The sequence below is a fragment of the Variovorax sp. GW821-FHT09B05 genome, assembly GCF_059418265.1.
In genome coordinates this window covers 973,352-995,017 of record NZ_JBWKPN010000001.1, presented here as the reverse complement: position 1 = coordinate 995,017, position 21,666 = coordinate 973,352, and the positions used below count along the sequence as shown (strand labels likewise).

Sequence of the window (21,666 nt, the reverse complement as noted above, 5' to 3'; positions counted from 1 at the left end):
TGCGCGGCGCGCCGGCTGGCTAGGTGGCGCGCCCGCTTTTCCTGCGGCCGCCGGCCTTCGCGCCATGGCTCGCCAATCCGGCGAAGTCCACGATCCTGATCCGGGGTCCGTCGAGCTGCACCAGCCCGTCGGCCCTCAGCGCGCGCAGCGCCATGTTGGTCCGCTGGCGCGACAGCCCGCACAGGTTGGCGAGCTGGTGCTGCGGCAGGGCCAGCGCGTCGCCGTCGTCGCCCTGGGCCAGCAGCGACAGGCAGCGCGCGACGCGCATGTCGGGCGCCAGCATGCGCGAGGCTTCGAGCAAGGCCGTGACCGTGCCCATGCGCTGGTTGAGGTTGTTGAGCAGGAAGTTGTTGAACGGCACGCTCTGCGCGAGCAGCAGTTCGAAGGTGGGTGCGGGCAGCAGGCAGACGCGGCTTGCGCGCACCGCGATCACGTCATAGCGCCGCTGCTCGCGCTTGAGCATCGAGCCTTCGCCGCCCCACTCGCCCTCGCGCAGGAAATGCAGCGTGGTCTCGCTGCCATCGGCGGCGGTCACGGACATCTGCAGGAAGCCGCTGTCCACGCCGATCCAGTGCGCGGCGGCCTCGCCCACCCTGGCCACGCATTCGCCGATCGCGGCCTCCTTCTCGACCAGGGTGGCGCGCACCAGCGCCTGCTGCGCCGGCTCCAGCGTGGCGAACCAGGCGGTGCGGTCGAGCAGGGCGGTGGGCGGTGTGGCGGACTTCATGGATGTCGTTGCAACGACAGCGCGATGCGCGTGTCTTCACGATAGTAAGCACTTCAACAGGAGACGCCAATGACCGTGAGAACCGAGAAGGATGGTGCGGTGTGGACCGTGATCCACAGCCGCTTCGACGCAGCGCGCAACGCGATGGACCCGGACAGCGCCGACGCGCTGGTCGAGCAGTTGCAGGCCTTCGACCGCGATCCGCAGGCGCGCGTCGCGGTGCTGTGGGGCGAGGGCGGCGCCTTCTGCGCCGGGTGGGACCTCAAGTACGCGAGCACGCTGGCGGACCGCGAGCGCTTCGACCAGGACATCGTGCGCGGCCTGGCGTTTCCGATGGGTGCCAACGCGGCGCCGCGGGGCCCGCTGGGGCCGACGCGGCTGGAGCTGTCGAAGCCCGTGATCGCGGCGGTGGAAGGCCCCGCGGTGGCGGGCGGCATGGAGCTCGCGCTGTGGTGCGACATCCGCGTGATGGCCGAGAGCGCTTACTTCGGCGTGTACTGCCGCCGCTGGGGCATTCCCCTGCTCGATGGCGGCGCGGTGCGCCTGCCGCGGCTGGTGGGCCAGGGCCGCGCGATGGAGATCATCCTCACCGGCCGCAAGGTGCCGGCCGAGGAGGCGCTGCGCATCGGCATGTGCGAACAGCTGGTGCCGCATGGCGAGGCGCGGCAGGCGGCCGAGGCGATGGCCAGGGAGATCGCGCGCTTTCCGCAGGCCGCCGTGCGGGCCGATCGCCGCACGGTCCACGAGAGCCACGGGCTGCCGCTGCGCGATGCGATGCGCGTGGAGTGGGCCAACGGCGTGGAGGCACATCATCAGGAAGGCGCCGATGGCGCGGGCCGCTTTGCATCGGGACTGGGGCGCGGCGGCGACTTCGGCCGCATCTGATCTTTACTCCTCGAACAGGCGCGACTGCGAGGAGGTCAGCGCCGAGAAGCTCTCGCCCATCGGCTGCAGGATCGCGTCCGCGATCGGCCGCAGCTGCTTCGCGAGGTAGTGCTCGTAGTCGATGCGCGACTGGCGCGCTTCCAGCGGCTCGGGCCCGTTGCGCGTCATCACGTACTGGATCCAGCCGCCGTTCTGGTACTGGCGCGGCCGCTGGGCTCGGTCGTTGAACGCATCGGCGATGCGCGCCGCGCGCACCTGCGGCGGCACGTTGACCTGGTAGTCGTCGAGCCGATGGCGCAGGCGCTTGCGGTAGATCAGCAGCTCGTCCTTGGCGCCCGCCAGCATCGAGCGCGCGTAGTCGGTGACGAAGTCGCGGTAGGGCTCGTCGTGGAAGATGCGCGACAGCAGTCCTTCCTGGAACTGGCGCGCCAGCGGCGTCCAGTCGCTGCGCGCCATCTCGAGTCCGCGATAGACCATCTCCTCCTGGCCCTTCGCATCCACGCTCAGGCCCGCATAGCGCTTCTTGCTGCCGATCTCCGAGCCTCGGATGGTGGGCATGAAGAACTTCTTGTAGTGGGTGTCGAACTCGATCTCGAGGAAGTTGCGCAGCCCCTGTTCGTCGTGCAGGGTGCGGGTCCACCAGGCATTGATCTCGGTGGTGAGCGCCGCCGCGATGGCGTGCGCGTCCTCGCTGGAATGCGCGCGCTTGAGCCAGATGAAGATGGAGTCGGTGTCGCCGTAGATGACCTCGTAGCCGCGCTCCTCCACGAAGTCGCGCGTGAGCCGCATCATCTCGTGGCCGCGCAGCGTGATGGCGGACACCAGGTCGGGGTTGAAGAAGCGGCAGTCGGACGCGCCCAGCACGCCCGCGAAGGAGTTCATGAGCAGCTTCAGCGCCTGCGACAGCGGCTCGTTCTTCGCGCGCTTGGCCTCGTCGCGCGCATGCCAGAAGGTGCTGACGATCTCGGGCAGGCAGTGCCTGTCGCGCGAGAACAGGGTGCCGTTCGGGCCCTTCACGCCCGCGGCCGGGTCTTGCGCGCGCGTGCCTTCCACCAGCCCCACGGGGTCGACGAGGAAGGTGCGGATGATCGATGGATAGAGGCTCTTGTAGTCGAGCACCACGACCGAGTCGTAGAAGCCGGGCTTGGAGTCCATCACGTAGCCGCCCGGGTAGGCCTTGCTGAGGATCTCGCCGACGTTGGGCGCCACGTAGCCCAGCCGGTGCATGCGCGGCAGGTAGTGGTGGCTGAACGCGGCGATGGAGCCGCCGAAGTGGTCGGCCTGCAGGCCCGTGGTCTGGGCGCGCTCCAGCACGAAGCTCAGCAGCTTCGTCTTCTCGAAGATGCGCAGCACCAGCTCGCAGTCGCGGATGTTGTAGGTGGCGAGCGCCGGCTTGTCCTGCTGGTAGCGGCGCTCGATCTCGGCCATCTTGTCGTACTCGTCGCCGATGGCCTTGCCTTCGCCGAGCAAGGCCTGCGACACCGACTCGAGGCTGAACGACGGAAAGCTCCACATGCCGGAGCGCAGTGCCTCGATGCCGTCGATGATCACGCGGCCCGCGGTGGTCGCGAACAGGTAGCCCTGCTTGCCCGGATGCGTGCGCCATTCGAAGGGCCGGCGTTCGCGGCCCGGCAGCAGCGGCGTGCCGGCGGTGTCGGCCGTCTTCTGCAGCACGCGCAGGTCGAACTGGATCACGCTCCAGCCGACGATGACGTCGGGGTCGTTGTGCGCGAACCAGTCGTTGAGGCGCTCGATCATCGCCTTGCGGCTGGCGCAGTAGACGAGCGAGAAGCCCAGCGGCTCGCTCGCCGCCTGCGCGGGCGGCTCGCCCAGCATGTAGACCACGCGCTCGCCCGTGCCGTCGAGCGCGATCGAGTAGAGCTCCTCGTGCTGGCTGGTCTCGATGTCGAGCGACACCACCTTGAGCCGCGGCCGGTAGGCGGGCGCGGGCTTGAGCCTCGGATCGACGATGGCGGTGCCGTCGGGCCGGCCGCCTTCCACGAGCGCGCCCGCCGTGATGAAGCGCTCCATCAGGTAGCGGTCGTGCGGCCGGATGTCGGCCTCGAGCAGTGGAATGTTCTTCGCCTCGAGCAGTCGCACCAGCCGCTTGAGCTGGCGGAAATGCGTGACGTAGACGCCGACGACCGGCTCCTGGCCGAAGGTCTTGAGCGCGAGTTCGCGCAGCTGCAGGCCCGGCAGCTCCGGGGCGTGCGACTCCACCGCCTGCCTGTGCTTCGCCGCGACGAAGGCGACCGAGGTCTGCGCGTTGAGCAGCACCTTGCGCGGGCCCGCGTCGGTGGCGAGCCAGAACTCGATCTCGGTGCCGCCGGGCGCATCGCGCCAGCGCCGGGTGAGGATGAAGCCCTGGAGTTCGGTGGACGGCACGGGCGGCTGGAGATCGGGTGGAGCGGGAGCGTGATGGATTTTCACAGGGCCGCGCTTTGCTTGCGCCTGGCCGTCGCATGGCGCGGCGGCATGCTGTCCTTCATGGCCTCCTTGAGGAGGCCGAACACGCGCCGGTCGCCGAGCTGCGCGACATTGAAGCGCACGAACGCGCCGGCCGTCTGCGAGACGCTGAAGACATTGCCGGGCGCGAGCACGACCTTCTGTTCCATGCAGCGCCGCGCCAGCACCGCGGAGTCGAGGCCATCGGGCAGCCGGCACCAGAGGTAGAAGCCGCCGCGCGGCGCGAGCCAGGGCGCGATCCCCAGCGCGGCCAGGCGATCGGTGGCCTCCTTGCGCGCGCGCGTGAGGCGCTGGCGCACCTCGTCCATGTGCTTGCGGTAGCTGCCGCCGGCCAGCACGCCCGCGATCAGTTCGGTGGCCACCGGGCTCGGGCCGCCGAACTGGGTCGCCACCTGCAGGTCGACCAGTCCGTCGATCCAGTCGCGGCGCGCGGCGATGTAGCCGCAGCGCACCGAGGCCGAGAGCGTCTTGGAGAAGCTGCCGATGCGGATCACGCGCTGCAGGCCGTCGAGCACCGCGAGCCGCGGCGAGGGCGAGGGCTCGAAGTCGGCGAAGACCTCGTCCTCGACGATCGTCATGCCCTGCGCCGCGGCCGCGCCGAGCACGCGGTGCGCGGTCTGCGGCGAGATCGTGGCGCCGGTGGGGTTGTGCAGCGCCGAGTTGGTGATGTAGAGCCGCGGGTTCTGCGCCAGTGCCCGCGTGAAGGCCGCGACGTCGGGGCCGGTGGGCGTGAACGGCACGCCGACGATTTTCGCCTGGTGGGCGCGCAGCAGCGCCTGGAAGTTGAAGTAGCAGGGGTCGTCCACCAGCACCGTGTCGCCGGGCCGCAGCAGCAGGCGGCAGATCAGGTCGATGGCCTGCGTGCCCGAGGTGGTCAGCAGCAGCTGTTCGGGCGTCGCGGCGATGCCCTCGTCGGCCAGGCGTGCCAGCAGCAGGCGGCGCAGCGCGAGCGCGCCGCGCGTGCTGCCGTAGTCGGCCAGCAATGCGTCGTCGGCGCGGCTCAGTGCGCGCAGGCCCTTGCGCAGGGCCGCGTGCGGCATCCAGTCGGCCGGCAGCCAGCCGCAGCCCGGCATGAGGAAGGAGCCATCGGCATCCAGCGACTGGCGCGAGACCCAGAAGGGATCGACGTCGCGCTCGCGCGGCGCGCCCATCTCGGCCAGCGCCATCGGCGGCAGGTTGGCGCCGGTCACGTAGAAGCCCGAGCCGCGGCGCGCGCGGATCACGCCCTCGGCCTCGAGGCGGTCATAAGCCTCGACCACGGTGGAGGGAGAGACGCCCATGGTCTCGGCGAAGCTGCGCACCGAGGGCAGGCGATCGCCTTCCACCAGGGCGCGGTTCGCGATCTTGGCGCGCACCGCCTCCATCAGCGCATCGGTCCGCATCGTTGCCTTCACACCGCTCATCCTCGTCGCCTTCCCGGGTGACTGTGTGGCCGGGATGAGCCATACAGTTTGCGGAAATTGTATGCCTCTGTGCCTTCCCGCCAGTGCGCTGCCCCGCTACGCTGGGCGGATGACAAGCGAAGGTTCTCGACGACATTCCGCCGGCTGGGGCAGCGGCCTGCTGGGCGTGCTCATCTTCAGCGGCTCGCTGCCCGCCACGCGCGTGGCCGTGGCCGATTTCTCGCCGTTGTTCCTGACGGGCGCGCGCGCGGTGATCGCAGCCTTGCTGGGCGCGGTGTTCCTGTTCGCGCTGCGCGAGGCGCGGCCCAAGCGGGCCGATCTCGTGCCGCTGACCTTGGTGGCGATCGGCGTGGTCGTCGGCTTCCCGCTGCTGACCGCGCTCGCGCTGCAGCACATCGATGCCGCGCATTCGGTGGTCTTCGTCGGGTTGCTGCCGCTGTCAACCGCGATCTTCGGCGTGCTGCGCGGCGGCGAGCGGCCCAGGCCCGCCTTCTGGCTGTTCTCGATCGTCGGCGCCGCGGTGGTGGCCGGCTTCGCGCTGCACGGCAGCCGCGGCGGCAGCCTGCAGGGCGACCTGCTGATGATCGCGGCCATCGTGGTGTGCGGACTCGGCTATGCCGAAGGCGCCACGCTCTCGCGCCGCCTCGGCGGCTGGCAGGTGATCTGCTGGGCGTTGCTGCTGTCGCTGCCGCTCATGGCCGCCATCGCGCTGTTCACCCTGCCGCATGCCTGGGACCGCATCGGCGCCCCGGCCTGGGCCGGCCTCGCCTACGTGTCGGTCTTCAGCATGATGATCGGCTTCGTCTTCTGGTACCGCGGCCTGGCGCTTGGCGGCATCGCGGGCGTGGGGCAACTGCAATTGCTGCAGCCCTTCTTCGGCCTGCTGCTGGCCGGGATGCTGCTGGGCGAGCCCGTGGCCTGGACCATGATCGCCTCGACCGTGGTCGTGGTGTTCTGCGTGGCGGGCGCCAAGCGTTTCGCCTGAGCGGCCGATGAGTTCTTCCGCGATCGAGATCGGCGCGCTCGCGCCGCTGAGCCGGCCGGGCTGGGTCGAGGCGGGCGAGCATCTGCTCGCGGGCATGGAATTGGCCGCCCTCGAGATCAATGAGGCAGGCGGGATCGCGGGCAAGCCGCTTCGACTGGTGGTGAGGGACACGGCGGCCGACCCGAACAAAGCCGTGGCCGCGGTGACCGAACTGGCCCGCCTCGGCGTGGTGGCGCTGGCGGGCGAGTACCACAGCGTGGTCGCCCGCGCTGCCGCCGCACGCGCGCATGCGCTCGGCCTGCCGTTCCTCTGCGCATCGGCGGTGCTCGATGCGCTGTGCGAACAGCCGACGCCCTGGGTGGCGCGGCTGGCGCCGGCGCAGTCGCATGGCTGGCGGATCTATGCGGACTTCCTGCTCGGCGAAGGCCATCGCCGCATCGCGGTCGCGGCCGATGCCAGCGTCTACTGGGCGGCGGGCACGGGCATCCTGCGCGAGCACCTGGTCGCGCGCGGCGGCGTGTTGATCGAGCTCGATGCGCGCGCGCTGTCGCCCGCGGCACTGTGCGACCAGCTGTTCGAGCAGCGCGCGACGGCCGTCCTGATGCTGGCCGGCCATCCCGAGCCGGCCGTGCCCATCGTCAAGGCCGTGCGCCATGACCCGCGCCTTGCCGGCATGCGGATCGGCGCGCCGGCCGGGCAGCCCGAGTTCGCCGAATGGATGGCGGCTCTGGGCGTGAATGGCGCGGCGATTCCGTTCCTTCGCTATCTGCCCGAGCACCTCGGTGCGTCAGCCACGCGCATCGAAGCGGCATTGCGCGAGCGACTGGGCGTGGCGCCTTCGTTCGTCGCCTTCGAGGGCTACGACACGATCGCCGTGCTCGCCGAGGCGATGCGATCGCATAGTGCGCGGCGCGAGGGCATCGCCGAGGCCTGGGTTCAAAGGATCTTCGAAAGCAGCCGCGGCCCGCTTCGGTTCTCGCGCGTGCCGGGCATCGATGTCCTGCAGTGGGCCTGGCCGCAGGTCCAGGTCGTCGAGCGCGATCCCTCGAAGCTCGATCGCTTCAAGGTGCTCCACGCCAGCGCCTGATCTGGCTCAGGCGTGCACCCTGCCGAGAAAGTCGCGCATCAGGCCCGATACCTCGTCGAGATGCGTCTCGAGCAGCCAGTGCCCGCCATCGAGCAGATGCAGTTCGGCCTGCGGCAGGTCGCGCAGATAGGCGCGCGCCGATTTCTCGGGCATGTAGTGATCGTGCGGCCCCCAGACGATCAGCGTCGGCGGCTTGTGGGTCGCTAGGTACTGGCGATGCGCCGGAAACCACGCGCGGTTCTGCTTGAGGCCCGCGATCAGGTCGATCGCAACCTCCTTGCGTTTCGGCGTGACCAGCGACCAGTGCAGCTTCCACAGGTCCGGCGGAATCCGGTCGGCGCGCTCGTCGTCCAGTGCATTGAGGAACTCCTCCTTGAAGGTCTTCTCGTCGATGGCCTTCGCCAGTTGGGCGCGCATCTCGGACTCGGGCAAGGTCCAGGTCTCTTCGATCTCCGCGTACTTCGGGCCCAGCGCATCCTCGTAGGGGATGTCGCCGTTCTGGATGATCTGCGCCGCGATGCGCTCGGGCGCCATGATGGCCAGCCGCGCGCCGATCGGCGATCCGAAGTCGTGCAGGTAGAGCGCGAAGCGCGACAGGCCCAGCGTCTTCACGAAGCGGTCGAGGAAGGCCGCATAGCCATCGAAGCTGTAGTCGAAGTCCTCGGGCGTGGCGCTGTACCCCGCGCCCGGATAGTCGGGCGCGACGAGCCGCCAGCGGTCCCCGAGAAGCGGCATCAGGTTGCGGAACTCGTAGGACGAGCACGGGTAGCCATGCGGCAGCAGCACGGCCGGCGCATCGGGCGGACCGGCTTCGCGGTAGAAGGTGTCCACCTTGCCGACCTGGATGCGGCGGTGTCGAACGGCGGAGGTCATGCGGTGCTTCCCGTCTCGACCACGAAGGCATGCAGCTCGGCCAGCTTTCCGTCGCGAAAGCGCCAGACATCGCAGTAGCTGTGATGGGTCGCCTTGCCCGCCTCGTCCTTCAGCGTGATCTCGCCGATGGCCGCCACGATGTCGCCCTCGGCGACCAGCCGATGCACGTCGAACTTCGGCGGCTCCTTGTACGTCTGGGCCATCCATTGGCGAACGGCTTCCTTGCCGTCGAGCGTTTGCTCGCCGACGAAGGTCCACTTCGTGTCTTCGGTGCAGGCACTCAGAAAACCTTCGTAATCTCCTTCGACGATGGCCGCGTTGGCCTTCTCGAGGGTGGCCTTGTTCGTCTGTGACATCCGGAACTCTCCTTCGTTGAACCAGGAACAGGTCCCGGTTGTAGAGCTCCGGTGTCGCGCGATCGTCAGCCCATGGGCAACGATGGCGTACGCGATCGGCTGACAGCTAGCGCAGATCGAATCCGAAGTACAGGCCGCGCGCGAGCAGGCCGTTGCGGAAGTAGAAGCGCTGCGCCAGCGCGTTGTCCATGCCGGTATCGAGCGTGAGGCGCGTGCACCCGGCTTCGCGCGCCAGCGTCTTCAGCGCGCCGAGCAGCGCGCTGCCCACGCCGCTGCTGCGCTCGTCCTGCGTGGTCACGAGGTCGTCGACATAGAGGAAGCGCCCGTGGATCAGGTTGCGCTGGAAGCGGTAGCCCGCGAAGCCGCAGGGCGCATCGTGCTGCCAGGCCGCGAGCATGCGATAGCCCTCGCGGCGCTGCTCGGCCACGGCCTGCTGGAAGGCCTCGGAGCTCGCGAGATGCGGGCGCAGTTGCCGCACGATGGGGTAGCAGGCGAGGAGGTCCGCGTCGGATTCGACGGGGCGGAAACTGATCGGGGTGGCGGTCATGAGGGATGAGGTCGATGAAGGGCGCAGGCAGTGTGCAGCCACTACCTTCCGTCCCCTTGGACCAACTTCGGTGATTCGGAGTGGGCCATGTCGCCATGACCCCGCCCGTTGCGTACCGACTCTAGACGGCCGCGCGCTCGCCGCGCCCCGGCGCCACCATGTTGCGGCAGGCGATCAGGTAGGCCTGCTCCGTGCTCTGGATGTGCTCGCGCAGGATCGCCTGCGCGCGCGCCGCGTCGTTGGCGCGGATCGCGTCGACCACCACGCGGTGGTTGTCCTGGCAGTGCGTGACCTGGCTGTTCTCGGCCGGCAGCCGGTAGCGCAGGGCAGTGAGCTGCGCCGCCACCAGCGTGTAGGCGGACTGGATGTAGCCGTTGGCGCAGCTCTCGATGATGGCGTTGTGGAACTCGGTGTCCAGGCGCGGGAACTCGTCGTGCTGCTGCTTCGAGAAGGCGGCGGCCATGTTGTCCAGGCATTTCTCGAGCGCCTGGATCAGCGCCTCGGGCCGGTGCTCCATGCCGTCGGCCAGCGCCTCGCATTCGATCATCGAGCGGAAGCGGCAGATGTTCGCGACCTCGGCCTCGCCGAGCTGGAACACGAAGGTCCCGCGCTGCGGATGGACCTCGACCAGCCCTTCCATCTTGAGGTGCAGCAGCGCCTCGCGCACCGGCGTCTTGCTGATCCCCAGCGTGGCCGCCAGCACCGACTCCGACAACGCCTCCCCGAACCCCAGCTCGCCCCTGACGATGGCGGCGCGGATCTGGTCGATCGCGAGTTCGGTGAGCGATTTGGGCCGCTCGACCTTGACGGAGAGGGCGGATTGACGGGGCGGGGCCATGCGCGATCCTAACAGGACCGGCCCTCGGGAAATACCGGATCTGATCTCTGGCGTTCCATATCTGGAATCTGATATATTTGTTGCCATAGAACAGGAGACAAGATGAATGCAGCAATGGACCGGCTCTACCGGTGGTTCGAGCACGCGCTCGTGGGCGGCCTGGCCGTGATGTCGCTGATGGTGTTCGCCAACGTGGTACTGCGCTATGTGTTCGACACCGGCATCACCTTCACCGAGGAGGTGTCGCGCATGCTGTTCGTCTGGCTGACCTTCATCGGCTCGATCGTCGCGCTGCGCCAGGGCACGCACCTGGGCATGGACACGGTGGTCAGCCGGTTGCCGCATGCGGGCAAGCTGGCCTTCTTCGTCCTGAGCCACCTGCTGATGCTGGGCTGCATCGTGATGCTGTGGCTCGGCTGCTGGGAGCAGACCCGCGTCAACCTCGACAACCACGCGCCGGTCTCGGGCATCCCGGTGGCGGCGGTCTATTCGGTCGGGTTGGTGGCCGCGGTGCTGATGGGCATCACCCTGCTCGCCAACCTCTGGCAGGCGATGCGCGGCGACCTCAGCGACGCGCAGCTGGTGACGGTGCGCGAGAGCGAAGACCGCGCCGCCGACTGAGCGCAAGGACAGAGGCCATCCCATGACCGTCTTCACCTTCATCGCATCGCTGCTCGGCGCCATGACGCTGGGCATGCCGATCGCGTTCGCCCTCATGGTCTGCGGCGTCGCGCTGATGCTGCAGATGAACAGCTTCGACGTGCAGATCCTGGCGCAGAAGCTGGTCGACGGCGCCGACAACTACCTGCTGATGTCGGTGCCCTTCTTCCTGCTGGCCGGCGAGATCATGAACCTCGGCGGCCTGTCGCGGCGCATCGTCGATGCCGCGATGGCCGTCATCGGCCACATCCGCGGCGGCCTGGGCTACGTGGCGGTGCTCACGGCGCTGGTGCTGGCCAGCGTCTCGGGCTCGGCCATCGCCGACACCGCGGCGGTGGCGGTGCTGCTGATCCCGATGATGCGCAATGCCGGCTACGACGTGGGCCGCTCGAGCGGGCTGATCGCCGCGGCCGGCATCATCGCGCCGGTGATCCCGCCCTCGATCGGCTTCGTGGTGTTCGGCGTGGCCGCGGGCCTGTCGATCACCAAGCTGTTCATGGCCGGCATCGTGCCGGGCCTGATGATGGGCGCCTCGCTGATCGTCACCTGGTGGTGGCTCTCGCGCCGCGGCACGGTGCAGCCGGCGCCGCGCCGCAGCCTGCCCGAGATCGGCGTGGCCGTGCTGCGCAGCCTGTGGGCGCTGGGGCTGCCGGTGATCATCATCTTCGGTCTCAAGCTCGGCGTGTTCACGCCCACCGAGGCCGGCGTGGTGGCCGCGGCCTACGCGCTGTTCGTGAGCACCGTGGTCTACCGCGCGCTGTCGCTTCGCGACCTCTACCGCGCACTGCTGAGCGCGGCCATGACCTCGGCCATCATCATGTTCCTGGTGGCGGCCTCGCTGGTGTCGGCCTGGCTCATCACGGTGGCCAACATCCCCGACCAGATCGTCTCGCTGGCGCAGCCCTTCATCGAGCACAAGACGCTGTTGATGCTGGTGCTGATGGCGGTGGTCGTGCTGGTGGGCACCGCGCTCGACTTCACGCCCACCATCCTGATCCTCACGCCGGTGCTGATGCCGATCATCAAGGAGGCCGGCATCGACCCGATCTACTTCGGCGTGCTGTTCATCATCAACAACGCCATCGGCATGGTGACGCCGCCCGTGGGCACGGTGCTCAACGTGGTGGCCGGCGTGGCGCGCATCCGCATGGACGACGCGATCCGCGGCGTCATGCCCTTCATGGCGGCGCAGCTCGTCGTGCTGCTGCTGCTGATCCTGTTCCCCGCGCTGGTCCTCGTGCCCGCCACCTGGTTCCGCTGAATCCGTTCGTCCATCGAATCACACACAAGGAGACAACAAGCATGCTCAAGAAGATCATCGTCGCGCTCGCGGCCACCGCGGCGCTCGGCCTGGCCCATGCGCAGGCCGGCAAGTTCGGCTACGGCGCCAGCGACGACAACTCGCAGGGCCTGGCGGCCAAGCGCTTTTCCGAACTGGTGAAGACGCGCACCGGCGGCCGCATCAACGTCAACACCTACGGCAGCGGCAAGCTCGGCACCGATGCGCAGATGCAGTCGGCGCTGCAGGGCGGCGTGCAGGAGCTGATGGTCGGCCCGACCTCGGGCCTGGTCGGCGTGGTCAAGGAATACGCGCTGCTCGACCTGCCGTTCCTGGTCTCCAGCTTCAAGGAGGCCGACTCGCTGCTCGACGGCCCGGTCGGCCAGTCGCTGTTCCAGAAGCTCGAGGCCCATGGCCTGGTGGGGCTGGCCTACTGGGAGAACGGCTTTCGCCATCTCACCAATTCGCGCCGCCCGGTCAACAAGCTCGAGGACATCGCGGGCCTGAAGATCCGCGTGATCCCGAACCCGGTCTACATCGAGACCTTCAAGGCCCTGGGCGCCAACCCGCTGCCGCTGCCCTACACCGAGCTCTACGGCGCGCTCGAGACCAAATCGGTCGATGCGCAGGAGAACGGCCTGGGCCTGATCGAGTCGGGCAAGTTCTACGAGGTGCAGAAGTACCTGACCCTGAGCGCCCACAGCTACACGCCCTACATCGTGCTGGCGAGCAAGAAGTGGTTCGACAAGCTGCCCGAGGCCGACCGCGAGCTGGTGCGCAAGGCGGCGGTCGATGCCGGCACCTACCAGCGCCAGATCAACCGCGAGGAAACGCGCAAGCTGGTCGACCAGATGAAGAAGCACGGCCTGCAGGTGGTCGACCTGCCGGCCGCCGAGGCCAACCGCATGCGCGAGAAGGTCAAGCCCGTGCACGAGAAGTTCACCGAGCAGATCGGCGCCGCGCTGATGAAGCAGGCGCGCGAGGAGATCGCCAAGGCCGCGCAGTGAGCGCCTGAACCCCCGATTCGTTTTTTCGCCGCCCTCCGCGAGGAGGGCGGGCGGGAGCCTGCCCGCCATTCGCCGTCATCCAGCCCATCGCATACATACACAAGGAGAGAGATCCATGGACACCCAGCAACTGATCGCCGCCTTCGAGAAGGTCGCGACCGCCTCGGTCGCCGATGCCGTCGACAAGGTCACCGGCAAGCGCGGCTACCTCGACCACGAAATCAAGCCGCGCATCAACGACAAGCGCGTGGTCGGCCCGGCCGCCACCGTGATCGAGGTGCCGACCGACGAGTTCGTGCCGCCGCAGCATGCGCTCGACCTGATCGACGAGGCGCCCGAGGGCAGCGTGATCTGCATCGGCATCGGCGGCGAGAGCGACGTCGCCGTCTGGGGCGGCCTGATGACCGCGGGCGCCTTCGCCAACCGCCATGCGGGCGCGCTGCTCGACGGCGGCGTGCGCGACATCGCCGAGATCCGCCGCGACTACGACTTCCCCGTGTTCGCGCGCAGCGTCTCGCCGGGCACCACGCTGGGCCGCCACAAGACCCTGAGCTCGGGCGTGCCGACCATGATCGGTGGCGTGATGGTGCACCCGGGCGACATCGTGGTGGCCGACATCGACGGCGTGGTGATCGTGCCGCTCGCCCATGCCGAGGCCGTGCTCGCGATGGCGCAGGAGATCGACCAGCGCGAGCTCGAGCAGGCCAAGCTGATCGTGGCCGAGCGCTCGCTGCGCAAGGGGCTGGCGAAATATGGCCGCATCTGAAGCCACCGGCGCGGCGCAGATCGTCGCGCTCGGCGAGCCGATGGTGGAGTTCAACCAGGTCCGCCCTGGCGAGCCGAACTACCTGCAAGGTTTCGGCGGCGATACCTCCAACGCCATCATCGCCGCCGCCCGGCAGGGCGCGCGCACCGCCTACCTCACGCGCGTGGGCAGCGACACCTGGGGCGATGCGCTGATGGCCCTGTGGCGCGCCGAGGGCGTGGCCACCGACGGCGTGGCGCGCGATGCGCAGGCGCCGACCGCGGTGTACTTCGTCACCCACGATGGCGACGGCCATGCCTTCAGCTACCTGCGTGCCGGCAGCGCCGCCAGCCGCATGGTGCCGGCCGGGCTGCCGCGCGACACCATCGAGGGCGCGCGCTTCCTCCATGTGTCGGGCATCAGCCAGGCGATCAGTGCGAGCGCCTGCGACACCGTGTTCGAAGCCATCGCCATCGCGCGCGGCAAGGGCGTGCAGGTCAGCTACGACGCCAACCTGCGCCTCAAGCTCTGGCCGCTGGCGCGCGCCCGCGCGGTGATCCGCGAGACCGTGGGCCTGTCGGACCTGTTCCTGCCGAGCATCGAGGATGCGCAGCAGTTCACCGGCCTCGACGGCGAAGACGCCATCCTCGACTGGTGCTTCGAGGCCGGCGCGCGCACCGTGGTGCTGAAGCTCGGCAAGGCCGGTGCGGTGCTCGCCACGCCGTCATCGCGCGAACGCATCGCTGGCCATGCGGTGCAGGCGGTCGATGCCACCGGCGCCGGCGACTGCTTCGCGGGCTCGCTGCTCGCGCGGCTGGCCGCGGGCGACGCGATCGCGCAGTCGGTGCGCTATGCCAATGCGGCGGCGGCGCTCACGACCACGGGCTTCGGGGCGGTGGCGCCGATACCGCGGCCGGAGGATGTGCGGGGCTTGCTCGCGCGCGCGGCCTAGAGATCGGTGCCGCTCAGCCGGCGGGCGACGCTTCCAGCGCCTGCCGCAGGTCCTCGAGGATGTCCTCGATCCCCTCCAGCCCGATCGACAGCCGGATCAGGCTGTCGCCGATCATGTGCTGCGCGCGCTCCTCGGGCGTGTAGGTCGCGTGCGTCATGCTCGCGGGATGCTGGGCCAGGCTCTCGGCATCGCCGAGGCTGACGGCGCGCGTCACCAGGCGCAGCGCGTTGATGAAGCGGCGCCCGGCATCGAGTCCGCCGTGGATGTCGAACGCGATCACCGCGCCCGGTTGCGCCATCTGCCGCCGTGCCAGCGCGTACTGGGGATGCGAAGGCAGTCCCGGGAACTTCACGCGCGCCACCTCGGGCCTGGCTTCGAGGAACTCCGCGACGCGCTGCGCGTTCGCGCAATGCCGGTCCATGCGCACCGGCAGCGTCTTCAGGCCGCGCAGGATCAGGTAGGCATCCATCGGCGATATGCAGGCGCCGGTCAGCTCCTTGATGCCCACGAAGCGCAGCGTCGACATCAGGGCCCTGGTGCCGACCAGCGCGCCCGCGATCACGTCGCCATGGCCGTTGATGTACTTGGTGAGCGAATGCACCACGACGTCGGCGCCGAGCTTCAGCGGCTGCTGCAGGTAGGGCGTGCAGTAGGTGCTGTCGACCGCGACCAGTGCCGTGCTGTGCGCATGGACCACCTCCGACACCGCCGCGATGTCGACGACGCGCATATGGGGGCTCGCGGGCGTCTCGAGCAGCACGAGCTTCGTTCTCGCGTTGAGATGGGCCGCCAGCTCGCCCGGCTGCGTGAAGTCCGCGACCCGCGTGACGATGCCGAAGTCGGGCAGCAGGTGGTGCACGAGGGCATGGGTGCAGCCGTAGAGCGTGAGGTCGACGAGCAGCTCGTCGCCCGGTCTCAGCAAAGTCCACATCAGCGTGCAGATCGCGCCCATGCCGGACCCGAAAGCGAGCGCGGCCTCGCCGCCCTCGAGCGATGCGAGGCGCTCCTCGAGCAGCTGCACGGTCGGGTTGGTGATCCGCGTATAGATCATGCCCGGCTCTTCCTGCGCGAAGCGCGCGGCGCCCTGCTCGGCCGAGTCGAAGGCGAAGGTCGAGGACCAGAAGATCGGCGGGTTCAGCGCGCCCTGGTGCGCCGAGGCGTCGTAGCCCGCGTGGATGGCGCGGGTCGCGAGGGAGAGAGGGGGTGATTGCATTGCTGGATTCGATCCTAGGTTGAATCGCGCGGTGATGCGCACCGCATTCGATGGCTCATTCTTTCCGAATGCGCCGCTCGACTATCGAGTTGTTTGCATCGCGCGCGCGCATTGATGCGGATCGGGAATCGATGAGCGGCGACTGGACGTTGCCAGCGAGGCCTGTCGAGCGCAGGGACCGTCCGCCTCGAAACGTAGAATGGCCCGGCCCTCCCCCCAAGACACCACAACCATAGCAACCGCAGTGGATCGCGCGCACCTGATGACCGTGTTCCTCGCGGTGGCCGAAGCGCAGAATTTCGCTGCCGCGGCGCGACGCCTGGGGATGTCGGCGCCCGCCGTCACGCGCGCGATCGCCAGCCTCGAGGAACACCTGGGCGTGAAGCTGATCCTGCGCACCACGCGCAGCGTGAGGCTCACGGATGTCGGGCATCGCTATCTGGAGGACGTGAGGCTCATCCTCGCGAAGCTCGCCGACGCGGCCGAAGCGGCGCGCGGCGTGAACAGCGCCGTGCAGGGGCATCTCCACATCACGGCGCCCGCGCTGTTCGGCATCTCGCACGTGATGCCGTGCATCGATGCCTACCTCGAGCAGTTTCCCCGGATGAGCATCTCGGGCTACTTCCTCGACCGCATCGTGGATCTTCGCGAGGAAGGGATGGACGTCGCGATCCGCATCGGCTTTTTTCCCAACACCGGTCTCGAGGCCATCCGCGTGGGGCAGGTCCGGCGCGTTCTCTGCGCATCGCCGGGCTACCTGAAGGCGCACGGCACGCCGAGCGATCCCTCGGAGCTCGAGCGGCATGCGGTCGTGATGGCCGCGCCTTTGTCTCCCGGCAACGAATGGAAGTTCAGGTCCAAGGGCACGAGCGTCGCGCTTCGCCTCGCGCCTCGGCTGATCGTCGGCACCAACGATTCGGCCCTCGAGGCGGCCGTGCGCGGCAGTGGGATCACCCAACTTCTCTCCTACCAGGTCGCCGCGCATCTGGATGCCGGGCGCCTGGCGATCGTGCTGCCGGACCACGAGGAGCCGCCCTGGCCGGTCCATGTGGTCTACGAGAAGGAGCGCGGTGAATCGCCGCGCGCCCGCGCGTTCATCGACCTGCTGGTGCACCGCCTGCGCGGCAGCAAGGCGTTGAACTGAGGGGCGGCCTCACACCCGAAGGGCCAGCCTGTCGCCCGGCTCGGCCCAGGACACGCACAGGCACAGCGAATGCGTGCGCTGCTGCGGTGTCAGGCAGTTGTCACGGTGGATCGGCGTGCCGCCGCTGTAGCTCACGATGCAGGCACCGCATTCGCCGCGCCTGCAGTCCGACGGGATCCACGCGCCCGCGGCCTCGACCGCATCGAGCAAGGTGGTTCCCGGCGAGGCTTCCAGTTCGAGTCCCGATTCGGTCAATGCAAGCCGGACCTTCGTGTCGGTGGCGCTCCACGCGGGCCCGAAGCTCTCGAAGTGGATGCGCGACGACGCAACACCATGGGCCACGGCCGCGAGGCGCACATCGTCGATGAGTTTCGCCGGACCGCAGACGTAGAAGTGAGCGCCTTCGTCGCGCAGATGAGGCTGCAGCAGCCCTCGCACATCCATGCGCCGCGGGGATTCTCCCTGCTGCGTCGCGTAGAGGAACAGCGTGTCGTGTCCCTCGCCGAGCAGCCGGTCGCGAAAGGCCATTTCCCGGTCGTGCCTGGCCGCATAGTGCAGTTCGTAGGACGCACCGCGCTGCTTCAGCGTCGATGCCAGCCCGAGCATCGGCGTGATGCCGATACCGCCGGCGATCAGCACGTGGTGGCTGGCGGCAGGCGCAATGCCGAAACCATGGACCGGCGTGGAGACTTCCAGCGTGTCGCCAACCGCCAGCACGTCGTGCAGGAAGCGCGAGCCGCCGCGGCCGCTGTCGTTGCGCTTCACCGCAATGTGGTAGCGGTCGAGTGCCCCGGTGTCGGAGACCAGCGAATACTTGCGCAGCAGGTGTTGCCCATCGACTTCGAATCCCAGTTCGATGTGCGCGCCGGCATCGAAACGCGGAAGCGGCGCATCGGCGGGATCCTGCAATCGAATCAGGCGCACGTCGTCCGCCAGCGGCTCGGCCCGGGTCACGGTGAGGCGCATGCTCAGTTCACCTCGGGCAGGAAGGGAGAAAACTCGATGAACTTCGTCCGCAGCGTCGTCGGCAGTTCGCTCTCGATCCAGTGCGAGGGCCTGAACTCCCAGAACCGACCGGTGCCGCCCGTGAGGCCCTGCGGGTCGGCCTGGTTCCACATCATCTCGACCGTGCCGGCCAGCTGCAGCACGCGGCGCCGCTCGTAGTCCGGGAAGGCCAGGCCCGCTTGCGGGTTCAGCAGGAAATTCCCGAAGCTGTTGAACATGCTGTTGCCGTTGTAGTCGGGAATCCTCAGCACGCCATCGCCCGCATGCCGAACGAAGCCGCGCGGCCCCCCGCGGTGCGAGCAGTCCGCGCCGCGCGTGGCATGCGCCGATGCGAGGAAGAAGGTGTCGGCGTCCGCTATCAGTTCGAGTTGGGCCGGACCCAGTTCATGGCCTCGACTGGAGGTCGAGGAGGGCGGCGCCTTGCCCGCGTCCGCGAGCACGATCTCGCGCCGGTGGATGTAGCGCGGGCAGATGGGGAAGGACTTGGTCACCTGGACCTCGAGCCGCTCGCCTTCCAGATGGGCCTCGCCGTTGATCTTCAGCCGGCGTCGGCTCTGCAGTTCCAGCAGCAGCAGGCCGATGCGCGCGTCGTGCCGGATGTTCTCCCAGAGCGGGTCCGCATCGAGTTTCGCGACCTTGCCCAGGTCGACCGACAGCGTGGCCGCGTCGTCGCTGGGGGCCAGGAAGCCGGGCTCGCCGAGCAGGATCGAGGCCCACACCTGTCCGCTCGGATCCAGGCTGGCGGCGTAGGCCGTCTTCTGCTGGCGCACGAAGGGCAGGGCGCCCCGGATGATGGTGCGGCCCACGGTGGCGCCGTTGCGCACGGCGATGTCCCTCTCGCCCGCATGGCGCTGGGCCATCAGTTCGCCTTCGTGGAACAGGGTGTCGCTGGTCGTCATGGATCGATGCCTTCGAGAACGGTCATTGGAAAAAAATTGTGCCGATCGACACGGCGACCGGAAAGCAGACGGACCGCAATTGATAATTGCGCGCGACGCAGGGCGGTCGAGCCAGGACAACGGTGGTGCCATGGATGACATTCATTTGATGACGGTGTTCGTCGCCGTCGGCGAGGAACAAAGCCTGGCCGGCGGCGCGCGGCGGCTCGACATCTCGGCCGCGGCGGCCATGCGCGCCATCAACCACCTCGAATCGAAGATGGGCGTCGCCTTCTTCCAGCGCAACACCCGGGGGCTGGCACTCACCGAGAGCGGGCAGCGGTATCTCGAGGATTCCCGCGCGGTGCTGCAGCTGGTCGAGCAGGCCGAGGCCTCGGTGATCGGCGCCAACATCGTCGCGCGCGGCCAGTTGCGGATCACCGCGCCGACGGTGTTCGGCCGGCTCTTCATCATTCCGCTGATCAAGGAATACCTGGCGCTCTATCCCGAGATGGAGATCTCGGCGATCTTTCTCGACCGCACCGTGAACCTGATCGACGAGGGCTTCGACGTGGCCATCCGCATCGCCGAGCTGCCCGATTCGGGCATGAAGGCACTGAAGGTCGGCCAGGTGCGCAGGCTGAGCTATGCCTCGCCGGCTTACCTCGAGAAGCACGGCGAGCCGGTGCATCCGATGGATCTGCAGAAGCACAGGATCATCGCGGCCGAGGTGTCGGCCCAGGTGGCGGTATGGAAGTTCAAGTCGAAGGACAGCGCCATCTCGGTCAAGCTCAGGCCGGTGCTCGATGTGATCGGCAGCGATGCCGCCATCGATGCGGCCGTGCGCGGCATCGGCATCGTGAACCTGCCGTGCTACCAGGTGGCCGACAAGGTGCGCAGCGGCGAGCTTCGCGCGATCCTGGTCGACTACGCGAGCGGCTCGCTGCCGATCCACCTGCTGCATCGCGAGAGCCGATTCGGCTCGTCCAGGGTGCGAAGCTTCATCGACCTGGTCGGACCGAGGCTGCGCAAGGAGATCGCCGCGCTCTAGGCGCGGCGGTGATTGCAGCAGTCGATCAGAAGGTCAGGATGGTGAAGCCGTCTGCCGCCAGGGCGCCGATGCTCGGCAGTCCGGACGTACCCGGCACGTCGTTGCCGGTCAGCAGTTCGAAGCCGTTCTTGATGGCGTCCTCGCGCGCACCGAAGACGTCGGCGCAGCCGCAGGAAACGCCCGCGACCTTGTCCTCGACGGCCTTGTAGAGCCCATGCACCGGGTGGTCGGCATTGCCGACCACGCCGGCCCAGCGCGTGCCGGTGCCCTGGAAATAGATCGCGACTTCGACATTGCGCTGCTTGAAGTCGTAGGCGGTCGCGAGCGCATTGAAGAGGCGCCCGAGGGCTTCTTCACCGGCCTTGGGATCGGAGAAAACGAAGATTGCGAATTTCATGGAAAGGCCTTGAATCGGTTGCATTGAATTGAAAGAAAAGCCTGTAGCCCGGGCTGGCGAAGTCGATCTTAGGTTTGACGGATCGATTCGATGCATCGGCAGACGCAACTCACAATTGCGCCGCGCGTCGCACCCGGCGCGGTGTTCTTGCGTAGAGTCCTGCGTGCACCAATCCGTCTCGCGATGCGGTGCCATCACTCTTCCCATGGACCGTCAAAGACCGCTATCGATCGGACCCTTGCGCGCTTTCGCAGCGGTCGCGAGGCATCTCAACTTCAATGCCGCGGCGGCGGAACTCCATCTGACGCAATCGGCCGTCAGCCGCAAGATCCAGGCGCTCGAGAGCGACATCGGTGCGACGCTGCTGGCGCGTAGCACGCGCTCGGTCGAGCTGAGCGCCGAGGGCCGGGTGCTGGTCAAGGCCCTGTTCCCGATGCTCGACCGCCTCGACGAGGCCGTGCGCCAGATCCGCTCGCCGAGCGCCAAGGCGCGCGTCACCGTCAGCACCTTCGCCTCGTTCACCTCGCTGTGGCTGTTGCCGAGGCTGGAGCAGTTCCAGCGCGAGAACACCGAGATCGACATCCGTGTCTCGTCGAGCGATGCAATGGCGCCGATCGAGAGTCCCGACACGGACGTGTTCCTGCGCTACTGCGCGCCCAAGTTCGCGCCTGCCGGTGCCGCGCGGCTGTTCAACGAGTCGCTGACGCCGGTCATGAGCACGGCCTTCGCGCGGCAGATCGAGCTCGGCGATGCGCCACCGCTCAAGAGCGTCGGCGACCTCGCGCTGCACACGCTGGTCGAGGAGGACGACGCCTATGCCTCGGCCGGCCTGGCGAGTTGGCGGCATTGGCTGCGCATCCACAACCATGCCGAGCTGGAGCCGCGCAACTGGATGCATCTGAACTTCACCTATCAGCAGGTGCAGGCCGCCGTGGCGGGACATGCGCTGGCCTTGGCGCGGCTGCCGCTGGTGGCCGACCTGCTGCGGCGCAACGAGCTGCACGAGGTGTTCGGCGAGGCGTTCCGCACCGCGGGTCCGGGCGCCTATTGGATGGTCGTCAATCCGAATGCGGTCGGCCGCCCCGAGGTCGACGGCTTCTGCCGCTGGGTCCTCCAGCAGGCCGAGGGCACCCGGGCGTTCCTGGCATGACGGGCGGCGGAGCGGGGC

Annotated in this window: 22 protein-coding genes; 11 read left to right on the top strand and 11 right to left on the bottom strand. The window is 68.5% G+C overall.

The window, feature by feature from the left end; genetic code table 11:
• Window positions 1–19 precede the first annotated feature (19 nt).
• Entirely contained in the window at window positions 20–727 is a 708-nt protein-coding gene (locus AC07RM_RS04315) for a Crp/Fnr family transcriptional regulator (protein WP_495333272.1), read from the bottom strand.
• 69 nt (window positions 728–796) lie between these two features.
• Here AC07RM_RS04315 and AC07RM_RS04310 point away from each other — a divergent pair, with 69 nt between their 5' ends.
• Entirely contained in the window at window positions 797–1,612 is an 816-nt protein-coding gene (locus AC07RM_RS04310) for a crotonase/enoyl-CoA hydratase family protein (RefSeq protein WP_495333271.1), read from the top strand.
• Window positions 1,613–1,615: 3 nt separating this feature from the next.
• Here the strand turns inward: AC07RM_RS04310 and AC07RM_RS04305 are convergent, their stop codons facing one another.
• Both AC07RM_RS04305 and AC07RM_RS04300 read right to left on the bottom strand, forming a co-directional pair.
• Window positions 1,616–3,997 (bottom strand): DNA polymerase II, encoded by a 2,382-nt coding sequence (locus tag AC07RM_RS04305; RefSeq protein WP_495333270.1) that lies wholly within the window; start codon window positions 3,995–3,997, stop codon window positions 1,616–1,618.
• Between the two features lie 41 nt (window positions 3,998–4,038).
• Window positions 4,039–5,481 carry an aminotransferase-like domain-containing protein gene (locus AC07RM_RS04300; RefSeq protein ID WP_495333268.1) on the bottom strand — a complete coding sequence of 481 codons (1,443 nt, stop codon included), beginning with the start codon at window positions 5,479–5,481 and terminating at the stop codon, window positions 4,039–4,041.
• Window positions 5,482–5,590: 109 nt separating this feature from the next.
• On the opposite strand from AC07RM_RS04300, the gene AC07RM_RS04295 reads away from it, so the two are divergent.
• Together AC07RM_RS04295 and AC07RM_RS04290 are read left to right on the top strand one after the other, a co-directional pair.
• Entirely contained in the window at window positions 5,591–6,466 is an 876-nt protein-coding gene (locus AC07RM_RS04295; protein ID WP_296786395.1) for a DMT family transporter, read from the top strand.
• 7 nt (window positions 6,467–6,473) lie between these two features.
• Window positions 6,474–7,553: an ABC transporter substrate-binding protein gene (locus AC07RM_RS04290; protein ID WP_495333266.1), complete on the top strand. Its 1,080-nt coding sequence runs from the start codon at window positions 6,474–6,476 to the stop codon at window positions 7,551–7,553.
• A 6-nt stretch (window positions 7,554–7,559) separates the two neighbouring features.
• Here AC07RM_RS04290 and AC07RM_RS04285 read toward each other — a convergent pair whose 3' ends face one another.
• From AC07RM_RS04285 to AC07RM_RS04270, 4 genes are all read right to left on the bottom strand, one after another.
• Window positions 7,560–8,426 carry an alpha/beta fold hydrolase gene (locus AC07RM_RS04285; protein ID WP_495333264.1) on the bottom strand — a complete coding sequence of 289 codons (867 nt, stop codon included), beginning with the start codon at window positions 8,424–8,426 and terminating at the stop codon, window positions 7,560–7,562.
• Complete coding sequence (locus tag AC07RM_RS04280) at window positions 8,423–8,782, bottom strand: nuclear transport factor 2 family protein (protein WP_495333262.1); 360 nt, start codon at window positions 8,780–8,782, stop codon at window positions 8,423–8,425. The genes AC07RM_RS04285 and AC07RM_RS04280 overlap by 4 nt, the downstream gene beginning before the upstream one ends.
• Window positions 8,783–8,888: 106 nt before the next feature.
• Window positions 8,889–9,329: a GNAT family N-acetyltransferase gene (locus AC07RM_RS04275; protein ID WP_495333260.1), complete on the bottom strand. Its 441-nt coding sequence runs from the start codon at window positions 9,327–9,329 to the stop codon at window positions 8,889–8,891.
• Between the two features lie 121 nt (window positions 9,330–9,450).
• Entirely contained in the window at window positions 9,451–10,167 is a 717-nt protein-coding gene (locus tag AC07RM_RS04270; protein WP_495333258.1) for a GntR family transcriptional regulator, read from the bottom strand.
• Window positions 10,168–10,269: 102 nt separating this feature from the next.
• On the opposite strand from AC07RM_RS04270, the gene AC07RM_RS04265 reads away from it, so the two are divergent.
• From AC07RM_RS04265 to AC07RM_RS04245, 5 genes are all read left to right on the top strand, one after another.
• Window positions 10,270–10,788, top strand: coding sequence for a TRAP transporter small permease (locus AC07RM_RS04265; protein ID WP_495333256.1), 519 nt, complete (start codon window positions 10,270–10,272; stop codon window positions 10,786–10,788).
• 22 nt (window positions 10,789–10,810) lie between these two features.
• Window positions 10,811–12,088, top strand: a complete 1,278-nt coding sequence (locus tag AC07RM_RS04260; RefSeq protein WP_495333254.1) for a TRAP transporter large permease subunit — start codon at window positions 10,811–10,813, stop codon at window positions 12,086–12,088.
• 41 nt (window positions 12,089–12,129) lie between these two features.
• A complete protein-coding gene (locus AC07RM_RS04255; protein ID WP_431514505.1) occupies window positions 12,130–13,113 on the top strand; it encodes a TRAP transporter substrate-binding protein in 984 nt (327 codons plus the stop codon).
• A 115-nt stretch (window positions 13,114–13,228) separates the two neighbouring features.
• Window positions 13,229–13,879, top strand: coding sequence for an RraA family protein (locus AC07RM_RS04250; protein ID WP_093346731.1), 651 nt, complete (start codon window positions 13,229–13,231; stop codon window positions 13,877–13,879).
• Complete coding sequence (locus AC07RM_RS04245; RefSeq protein ID WP_495333251.1) at window positions 13,866–14,810, top strand: sugar kinase; 945 nt, start codon at window positions 13,866–13,868, stop codon at window positions 14,808–14,810. The genes AC07RM_RS04250 and AC07RM_RS04245 overlap by 14 nt, the downstream gene beginning before the upstream one ends.
• Window positions 14,811–14,823: 13 nt before the next feature.
• Here the strand turns inward: AC07RM_RS04245 and AC07RM_RS04240 are convergent, their stop codons facing one another.
• Complete coding sequence (locus AC07RM_RS04240; RefSeq protein WP_495333249.1) at window positions 14,824–16,023, bottom strand: trans-sulfuration enzyme family protein; 1,200 nt, start codon at window positions 16,021–16,023, stop codon at window positions 14,824–14,826.
• A 262-nt stretch (window positions 16,024–16,285) separates the two neighbouring features.
• Between AC07RM_RS04240 and AC07RM_RS04235 the strand changes: the two genes are divergently transcribed.
• Complete coding sequence (locus tag AC07RM_RS04235) at window positions 16,286–17,167, top strand: LysR family transcriptional regulator (RefSeq protein WP_495333247.1); 882 nt, start codon at window positions 16,286–16,288, stop codon at window positions 17,165–17,167.
• 9 nt (window positions 17,168–17,176) lie between these two features.
• Here the strand turns inward: AC07RM_RS04235 and AC07RM_RS04230 are convergent, their stop codons facing one another.
• Both AC07RM_RS04230 and AC07RM_RS04225 read right to left on the bottom strand, forming a co-directional pair.
• Entirely contained in the window at window positions 17,177–18,133 is a 957-nt protein-coding gene (locus tag AC07RM_RS04230; protein WP_495333245.1) for a PDR/VanB family oxidoreductase, read from the bottom strand.
• A 2-nt stretch (window positions 18,134–18,135) separates the two neighbouring features.
• Window positions 18,136–19,071 (bottom strand): pyridoxamine 5'-phosphate oxidase family protein, encoded by a 936-nt coding sequence (locus tag AC07RM_RS04225; RefSeq protein ID WP_495333243.1) that lies wholly within the window; start codon window positions 19,069–19,071, stop codon window positions 18,136–18,138.
• A gap of 130 nt (window positions 19,072–19,201) precedes the next feature.
• Between AC07RM_RS04225 and AC07RM_RS04220 the strand changes: the two genes are divergently transcribed.
• Complete coding sequence (locus AC07RM_RS04220; protein WP_495333241.1) at window positions 19,202–20,101, top strand: LysR family transcriptional regulator; 900 nt, start codon at window positions 19,202–19,204, stop codon at window positions 20,099–20,101.
• 25 nt (window positions 20,102–20,126) lie between these two features.
• On the opposite strand, the gene AC07RM_RS04215 is transcribed toward AC07RM_RS04220, so the two are convergent.
• Window positions 20,127–20,498 carry a DsrE family protein gene (locus AC07RM_RS04215; protein ID WP_495333239.1) on the bottom strand — a complete coding sequence of 124 codons (372 nt, stop codon included), beginning with the start codon at window positions 20,496–20,498 and terminating at the stop codon, window positions 20,127–20,129.
• A gap of 238 nt (window positions 20,499–20,736) precedes the next feature.
• Between AC07RM_RS04215 and AC07RM_RS04210 the strand changes: the two genes are divergently transcribed.
• On the top strand, window positions 20,737–21,648 hold the full coding sequence (locus tag AC07RM_RS04210; protein ID WP_495333237.1) for a LysR family transcriptional regulator: 912 nt from the start codon (window positions 20,737–20,739) through the stop codon (window positions 21,646–21,648).
• The last annotated feature ends 18 nt before the right edge of the window (window positions 21,649–21,666 follow it).

Excerpts from the sequence above, each read along its gene's own strand:
- AC07RM_RS04315 (WP_495333272.1), bottom strand. The coding sequence starts at position 727 with ATGAAGTCCGCCACACCGCCCACCGCCCTGCTCGACCGCACCGCCTGG.
- AC07RM_RS04310 (WP_495333271.1), top strand. The coding sequence starts at position 797 with ATGACCGTGAGAACCGAGAAGGATGGTGCGGTGTGGACCGTGATCCAC.
- AC07RM_RS04300 (WP_495333268.1), bottom strand. The coding sequence starts at position 5,481 with ATGAGCGGTGTGAAGGCAACGATGCGGACCGATGCGCTGATGGAGGCG.
- AC07RM_RS04295 (WP_296786395.1), top strand. The coding sequence starts at position 5,591 with ATGACAAGCGAAGGTTCTCGACGACATTCCGCCGGCTGGGGCAGCGGC.
- AC07RM_RS04290 (WP_495333266.1), top strand. The coding sequence starts at position 6,474 with ATGAGTTCTTCCGCGATCGAGATCGGCGCGCTCGCGCCGCTGAGCCGG.
- AC07RM_RS04285 (WP_495333264.1), bottom strand. The coding sequence starts at position 8,426 with ATGACCTCCGCCGTTCGACACCGCCGCATCCAGGTCGGCAAGGTGGAC.
- AC07RM_RS04280 (WP_495333262.1), bottom strand. The coding sequence starts at position 8,782 with ATGTCACAGACGAACAAGGCCACCCTCGAGAAGGCCAACGCGGCCATC.
- AC07RM_RS04275 (WP_495333260.1), bottom strand. The coding sequence starts at position 9,329 with ATGACCGCCACCCCGATCAGTTTCCGCCCCGTCGAATCCGACGCGGAC.
- AC07RM_RS04270 (WP_495333258.1), bottom strand. The coding sequence starts at position 10,167 with ATGGCCCCGCCCCGTCAATCCGCCCTCTCCGTCAAGGTCGAGCGGCCC.
- AC07RM_RS04265 (WP_495333256.1), top strand. The coding sequence starts at position 10,270 with ATGAATGCAGCAATGGACCGGCTCTACCGGTGGTTCGAGCACGCGCTC.
- AC07RM_RS04260 (WP_495333254.1), top strand. The coding sequence starts at position 10,811 with ATGACCGTCTTCACCTTCATCGCATCGCTGCTCGGCGCCATGACGCTG.
- AC07RM_RS04255 (WP_431514505.1), top strand. The coding sequence starts at position 12,130 with ATGCTCAAGAAGATCATCGTCGCGCTCGCGGCCACCGCGGCGCTCGGC.
- AC07RM_RS04250 (WP_093346731.1), top strand. The coding sequence starts at position 13,229 with ATGGACACCCAGCAACTGATCGCCGCCTTCGAGAAGGTCGCGACCGCC.
- AC07RM_RS04245 (WP_495333251.1), top strand. The coding sequence starts at position 13,866 with ATGGCCGCATCTGAAGCCACCGGCGCGGCGCAGATCGTCGCGCTCGGC.
- AC07RM_RS04240 (WP_495333249.1), bottom strand. The coding sequence starts at position 16,023 with ATGCAATCACCCCCTCTCTCCCTCGCGACCCGCGCCATCCACGCGGGC.
- AC07RM_RS04235 (WP_495333247.1), top strand. The coding sequence starts at position 16,286 with ATGACCGTGTTCCTCGCGGTGGCCGAAGCGCAGAATTTCGCTGCCGCG.
- AC07RM_RS04230 (WP_495333245.1), bottom strand. The coding sequence starts at position 18,133 with ATGCGCCTCACCGTGACCCGGGCCGAGCCGCTGGCGGACGACGTGCGC.
- AC07RM_RS04225 (WP_495333243.1), bottom strand. The coding sequence starts at position 19,071 with ATGACGACCAGCGACACCCTGTTCCACGAAGGCGAACTGATGGCCCAG.
- AC07RM_RS04220 (WP_495333241.1), top strand. The coding sequence starts at position 19,202 with ATGGATGACATTCATTTGATGACGGTGTTCGTCGCCGTCGGCGAGGAA.
- AC07RM_RS04215 (WP_495333239.1), bottom strand. The coding sequence starts at position 20,498 with ATGAAATTCGCAATCTTCGTTTTCTCCGATCCCAAGGCCGGTGAAGAA.